5 protein-coding genes and 1 tRNA gene are annotated in these 6,321 nt (G+C 71.7%); 1 reads left to right on the plus strand and 5 read right to left on the minus strand.

The window, feature by feature from the left end; translation table 11 throughout:
• On the plus strand, window positions 1–1,388 hold a 1,388-nt coding region (locus tag PV341_RS42985; protein WP_500360720.1), incomplete at its 5' end, for a multicopper oxidase family protein.
• Window positions 1,389–1,416: 28 nt separating this feature from the next.
• On the opposite strand, the gene pip is transcribed toward PV341_RS42985, so the two are convergent.
• The 5 genes from pip to PV341_RS43010 all read right to left on the minus strand — a co-directional run bounded on the left by pip (window position 1,417) and on the right by PV341_RS43010 (window position 6,172).
• Window positions 1,417–2,379, minus strand: coding sequence for a prolyl aminopeptidase (pip, locus tag PV341_RS42990; protein ID WP_500360722.1), 963 nt, complete (start codon window positions 2,377–2,379; stop codon window positions 1,417–1,419).
• Window positions 2,380–2,429: 50 nt separating this feature from the next.
• The gene (locus PV341_RS42995; RefSeq protein ID WP_500360724.1) at window positions 2,430–3,797 is read right to left on the minus strand and encodes an FtsK/SpoIIIE domain-containing protein; all 1,368 of its coding nucleotides are present in this window, start codon (window positions 3,795–3,797) and stop codon (window positions 2,430–2,432) included.
• A 494-nt stretch (window positions 3,798–4,291) separates the two neighbouring features.
• Complete coding sequence (locus PV341_RS43000) at window positions 4,292–4,663, minus strand: hypothetical protein (RefSeq protein ID WP_500332357.1); 372 nt, start codon at window positions 4,661–4,663, stop codon at window positions 4,292–4,294.
• A gap of 130 nt (window positions 4,664–4,793) precedes the next feature.
• Window positions 4,794–4,880: transfer RNA gene (locus PV341_RS43005), tRNA-Ser, on the minus strand.
• A 59-nt stretch (window positions 4,881–4,939) separates the two neighbouring features.
• Entirely contained in the window at window positions 4,940–6,172 is a 1,233-nt protein-coding gene (locus PV341_RS43010; RefSeq protein WP_500360725.1) for a S1C family serine protease, read from the minus strand.
• Between the last annotated feature and the right edge of the window lie 149 nt (window positions 6,173–6,321).

Here is a 6,321-nt window from a genome sequence, read left to right on the forward strand (position 1 = left end):
AGGTTTGTGTAAGAGCCCGGGGCCGGCCCCCCCCGCAGGACCGGCAGGCGCCCCCGGCGGGACCCGGCCCACGGCTGCAGGACCCCCCGGAACTGGTCAGCCGCGACGGGGTCCTCAAGGCGGCCATCGTCGTCGAGCGCCGCAAGGTCCGGGTCGGCGACCACCGGCTGTACGCCCTCACCTACAACGGGAGGTACATGCCGCCGACGCTGCGCGTACGGCCCGGCGACCGCATCGACCTCACCATGACCAACCGGGTGCGCGAGGACACCAACGTCCACGTGCACGGGCTCCACGTCTCACCGCGCAGCCCCGCGGACGACATCTTCATCGCCATCACGTACGGCCGGAGCCACCACTACACCTACCGGCTGCCGCGCACCATCACGCCCGGCACCTACTGGTACCACTCGCACGCCGACATGATGTCCGCCGCCCAGGTCGCGGGCGGGGAGTCGGGCGTCATCGTCGTGGACGGCCTGCGGCGGTACCTGCCCCCGTCCCTGCGCGGGATCACCGAGCACGTCGTCGCGCTCAAGGACTTCCAGTTCCACGGCGACGCGATCAGGACCCATAAACTGAAGATCGGGACGCGCACCAACCGCACCGTCAACGGGCAGCAGAACCCGGTGATCGGCCTCCGGCCCGGCGAGACCCAGTTGTGGCGGCTGGCCAACATCGGCGCCAACATCTACTACCGCCTGCACCTGAAGGGCAGCCGCTTCCACGTGATCGCGCAGGACGGCTACCCGGTCCGCAGGGTCTACGCCGCGGACACGCTGGTCATCGCCGCCGGCGCCCGGTTCGACGTCCTGGTGCAGGGCGGCAGCCGGCCCGGCACCACGACGCTGGAGACCCTCGCCTACGACACCGGCAAGGCCGGCAACCGGTTCCCCCGCACCGACCTGGCCACCGTCGTGACCGGCGGCGCCCCCGTGACCCCGGCGCGGATCCCGACGGACTTCGCGCCCAACGAGGACCTGGCGCACGCCACGGTCGCGGACCGCAAGACGGTGGTGTTCACCGAGAACGCGGCGGGCGACGTGTTCTACGTCAACGGCCGGACCTACGCGCCGGACCGGGTGGACTTCACCTCCGTCCTCGGCACCGTCGAGGAGTGGACCGTCCGCAACGACAGCGACGAGGAGCACTCCTTCCACGTCCACACCAACCAGTTCCAGCTGATGAGCACCAACGGGAAGGCCGGCGACCCGGACCACCGCTGGTTCGACACGGTCAACGTGCCCGCCCGCGGCAGGGTCGTGATCCGCATCCCCTTCACGGACTTCACCGGCCGGACGGTGCTGCACTGCCACATCCTCAACCACGAGGACATGGGCATGATGGCCGTGCTCGACATCGTCCCGCCCCGTCCCCGCGGCAAGTGAGCGGCCCCGCGGCGAGTGACCGTCCGCGTCAGCGCGTGCCGAAGCGCCGCGCCGCCGCCACGACCGCCTCCCCCATGGTGGGGCTGCCCGTGTGACCGGAGTCGTCGATCACCTGGAGCTCCGCGTCGGGCCACGCCTTCGCCAGCTCCCACGCGGTCGTCAGCGGACTGCCCAGGTCGAGACGCCCGTGGATCAGCACCCCCGGGATCCCGGCGAGCCGGTGCGCGTCCCGCAGCAACTGCCCCTCCTCCAGCCAGGCGCCGTTGGCGAAGTAGTGCGCGCAGATCCGCACGAAGGCGACCAGGTCGTCGTCCGGCCGGTCACCGTAGGCCCCCGGCTTGCCGTTGGTCTCATGGGCGATGACCGCGTCCTCCCAGGTGACCCAGTCGCGTACGGCCTTCTCCCGCGCCGCGGCGTCCGGGCCGTTCAGCAGCCGGTCGTACGCGGCCGGCAGGTTCCCGTCCCGCTCACCGGGCGGCACCCCGTCCCGGAACGTCTCCCACGGCCCCGGCACCAGCCGGGCCACGCCGCGGTAGAGCCAGTCGATCTCCTCCCGCCGGGTCGTGGTGACCCCGACGATCACGATCTCCGACACCCGCTCCGGGTACCGCTGCGCGTACGCCAGGATCAGCGTCGAGCCCCACGAACCGCCGTACAGCATCCACCGCTCGACGCCCAGGTGCTCGCGCAGCCGCTCCATGTCGGCGATCAGGTGCTCGGTCGTGTTGTGCTCGAGCGACACCGCCGGGTCCGAGGCGTGCGGCAGGCTCTGCCCGCACCCCCGCTGGTCGAACAGCACGATCCGGTACACCTCGGGATCGAAGGTCTTCTTGCTGCCCCGCTTCCCCCCGGAGCCCGGTCCCCCGTGCACGCACAGGACCGGCTTGCCGTCCGGGTTCCCGCTGGTCTCCCAGTAGACGCGCTGCCCGTCCCCGACGTCGAGCAGCCCCGACGCGTACGGCTCGATCAGCGGAAACCCCGCTGCTGCCATCACGATCCCCTCCTCCGCACCGGCGAACGACCCCGCGAGGCTACCGGTCCTCACTCGGGGCCCGAGCGGGGCCGGGGGAAGGGCCCGGGCTCCGCCGGTCCGTCCTCCTCGCCCGCGGCGGAGGGGCGGTACCGGTCCAGGGCCGGCAGGTCGGGCACCAGATGGGCGTGGGCACGGCACACGGCCGCGGTCTCGGCGATCGACACCAGCGGGGTGCGGATGTGGGACCAGCCCCCTGAGGCGTCGCCCGCCACCGCGACCCCCACCCGGTCCGGGGCGATGGCGGTCGCGGCGGCCATCGCCTCGGACGAGATGTCGCCCAGGCCCACCTCGGCGGTCTGCTTGTTGACGCGGTGCACGACGCGACCGGAGAGCTGGGACCGGAGCGTCGCGGCGCCCTTGCCGAGCTCCACCCCGAAGCGCTGCCCGCAGATCTCCAGGTAGATGCCGACCGCGCGGGCCCGCTGCGCCAGCCGGATCAGGTTCGCCACCATGCGGTCCCGGCGTTCCTCGTCCTTCTTCGTCGTGCTGAGGAACAGTTCGGCGACCTCATCGACCAGCACCACGACGGGCACCGGCCGCACGTACGCGGGCAGCCCCCAGATGTCGGAGGCCACCTCCTCCTCCGGGGCGTCCAGCGCCGTGCGCTGGCACTCCTTGAGCACCGCGAACCGGTGCTCCATCTCCCCCACCAGCGCGTCCAGCAGCTCCGCCGCCTGCTCCCGGTCGGTCGCCAGGGCCGACAGCCGGGACGCGTACGGGATCTGCTCCACCCCGCCCTTGCAGTCGATCCCGACCAGGGCCACGGGCAACCGGGCCAGGTTCATGATCAGGTTGCGCTGGTACACCGACTTGCCCGACTGGTTCGCCCCGAGGGTGAGCGCGTGCGGGATCTCCCGGTAGTTCCGCACGAAGGCGGTCCCGTCGTCCCGCAGCGCCACCGGCACCACCATCGGGCCGGACGGCAGGCGGCGCGGCATCCGTACGTCGCGGAGCACGTCGTAGCCGGTCATCCGCAACTCGACCACCCCGGGGCCGAGCTCGACCACGTGCACCGCGTGCACGCCCCACGCGTGGCGCAACCGGTTGGACGCCGCGGCCACATCGGCCGGCTCCAGCCCGCCCGGCAGGCGCAGCCGCACCCGCATGCCGGTCAGCGAGCCGCCCACCCGGCGGATCCTCGGCGGCACCGGCCGCACCTCCCTGCGCCCCGCCGCACGCCCCGCCAACGCCCGCGCCCACGACGGCGGTACGGCCAGCCCGCATGCCGCCATCGTGGAACCGTAGGTCGACAGGAACCGCCCCCAGGCCAGCGGCAGCCCGAACAGCAGCCAGAACGCCACCGGGAACCGTCGACGGGCATAGGCCAGGCCACCGGCCGAGGCCAGCAGCACACCCAGGAGCGCGACACCCGTCATGGTGATCAGCCCTTGCCGTTCGGGACGGCGGCCGGGACCGGCGCGGTGACCGCCCGCGGCACGCGAGCAGATCCCATGCCCGGTTTGACCGTTAAGCGTATTCTCTCACCCCCGCCCCCACCGTCCCGTCACCGACACCGGCGGTTCGCCGGACGGCCGACCCCGACAGGGCCGGCGTACGCGGCGTCGAGGCGTTCACCCATCCCCGCCGCATGAAGAAGGGGCGCCCCCGTGTCTTGGGGCACCCCTTCCGTCCAGCGCATTCGCCGGCCCGGTGCGGAGAGCGTGGGGCGTGGGGCGTGAGCCACGGTGACATCGCCGCCAGGACGGTTCTCAAGACCTTCCCCCCAGCGTGTAGGCGACCAATAAAGCCCCTGCTCAGGACCGAGGTTCGGCCTCCGGCGATCCGGCCGGCACGCCGTCGCACTCGTCCGGGGACTGTTGCGGCGGTGCCGTTCAGGCACGCGGGGCTCGCGCCGTGGTCACAACTGGCATCACTCGCCCAGTTCGCCAGGCGTCCCCGCCTGGATGAAGGTACGAACCAGGAGCCAGGCGCGATCGACAGCCAGGACGACATCGCCGCTGAAGACAACCAGGTCGTCCATGACCGGGACTTCGACCACGGCATCCGCCGCGGCGGTGCCATCGCCGCGGAGAAGGGACGACCTGTCCGCGTCATCGCACAGATGGATGACCGCTTGATCACCGCGAAAGCCCAGAGCCAGCAGGGGAAAGCCACCGCCTGGCAGCCGGACTTCGACGTACCCCTGGCCACGGGTGCGCAGTTCGCCGACACGCTCCGCCAGAGCCGCCACGTCCGAGCGCCTCTCCGATTCCGGCGCGGTCGCCGCCCACATCACGCTCATCCCCGCGCCTCCTGCGTGCACCCCGCTACCCGAAGTTCAGCACGGTCCGGTCTCCGACCATCGTGCACGAAGAAGGGGCGCCCCCGTGTCTTGGGGCACCCCTTCTGTCCAGCGCCTTCGCCGGCCTGTGCGGAGAGTGTGGGATTTGAACCCACGGTGACATCGCTGCCACGACGGTTTTCAAGACCGTTCCCTTAGGCCGCTCGGGCAACTCTCCCCGCGCCGCGAGGTCCGGCTGGTGGGCCGGGCGGCGCGGGGACAGCCTAACGGGTCGGCTCAGCTGCTGCTGTCGCCCTTGCGTTCGCCGAGAGTGAGGGTGGCGGTACGGGTCTGACCGTCACGGGTGTACGTGAGGTTGACCTTCTCGCCGGGCTCGTGCTGCCAGATCTCGCCGATGAGGGTGGGGCTGGAGTCGACCACGGTGTCGTCGAACTTGGTGATGACGTCGCCGGAGCGCAGGCCCGCCTGGTCGGCGGGGCCGCCGGAGGTGACGGCGTCGGCGCCGGTGGCGATCTTGGCGCCCTCGCCGCTGTAGCTGGAGTCGACATGGACGCCGATGACGGCGTAGACGGGCTCGCCGTTCTTGATCAGGTCCTGGGCGACGCGGCGGGCCTGGTCGATCGGGATGGCGAAGCCCAGGCCCACGCTGCCGGACTGGGAGGTGCCGTCGCTGCCGGTGGACTGGATCGCGGAGTTGATGCCGATGACAGCGCCCTCGGAGTTCAGGAGGGGGCCGCCGGAGTTGCCGGGGTTGATCGAGGCATCGGTCTGTATGGCGCTCATGTAGGAGGCGTTGGACCCCTCCCCGTCGCTGGAGGCGATGGGGCGGTGCAGGGCGCTGACGATGCCGGTGGTGACGGTGCCGGAGAGCCCGAAGGGGGCGCCGATGGCGATGGTGGAGTCGCCGACGGCCACCTTGTCGGAGTCGCCGACGGCGAGCGGGGTGAGCTTGTCGGGGGTGACCCCCTTGAGCTTGACGACGGCGACGTCGTAGCCCTGGGCGCGGCCGACGACCTCGGCCTCGTACTTCTTGCCGTCGGAGAACGTGGCGGTGAGCTTGCCGCCGTCGGCGGCGGGGGCCACGACGTGGTTGTTGGTGAGGATGTGGCCCTCCTTGTCGTAGACGAAGCCGGTGCCGGTGCCGCTCTCCTGGCGGCCGGTGGCCTCGATCGTGACGACGCTGGGGAGGGCCTGCTTGGCGATGCCCGCGACCGAGTCGGCGGCACGGCTGAGGTCCTTGGGGTTGCCGACCGAGGAGACGGTGGTCGAGGAGGAGCTGTCGTTGCGGTCCGCGGCCCAGAAGCCGACCCCGCCGCCGATGCCGCCCGCGACGAGCGCGGCGACCAGGACGGCGGCGACCAGGCCGCCGTTGCCGCGCTTCTTGGGCGCGGGGGCGGCCGGCACCGGCGTGCCCCACACCGGGCCCACCGGACCGGACGGGCCCATGGGCCCGGAGGGCCCGACGGGACCGCCGTACGGCTGGGTGGGCGGCGGGGCGACCGGCGGCAGGGGCGCGGTGCGAGCCCTGTCTCTTAGTCACATCTTCGCCTCCCGACGACTAGCCCTGTGTACATATCGTTGGTCGCCGGTTCATTAAAAAGAAAAATGACTCTCAACACAATCGTACGGTGCCGACGAAATAAAAGGAGTCACGAGTT

Origin of the sequence: Streptomyces sp. PA03-1a (assembly GCF_033792805.1) — a bacterium.
Classification (GTDB): domain Bacteria; phylum Actinomycetota; class Actinomycetes; order Streptomycetales; family Streptomycetaceae; genus Actinacidiphila.

Bases quoted from the DNA above. Each gene is read 5' to 3' on its own strand.
- PV341_RS43000 (WP_500332357.1), bottom strand. From the start codon at position 4,663: ATGAGCGTGATGTGGGCGGCGACCGCGCCGGAATCGGAGAGGCGCTCG.
- pip (WP_500360722.1), bottom strand. From the start codon at position 2,379: ATGGCAGCAGCGGGGTTTCCGCTGATCGAGCCGTACGCGTCGGGGCTG.
- PV341_RS42995 (WP_500360724.1), bottom strand. From the start codon at position 3,797: ATGACGGGTGTCGCGCTCCTGGGTGTGCTGCTGGCCTCGGCCGGTGGC.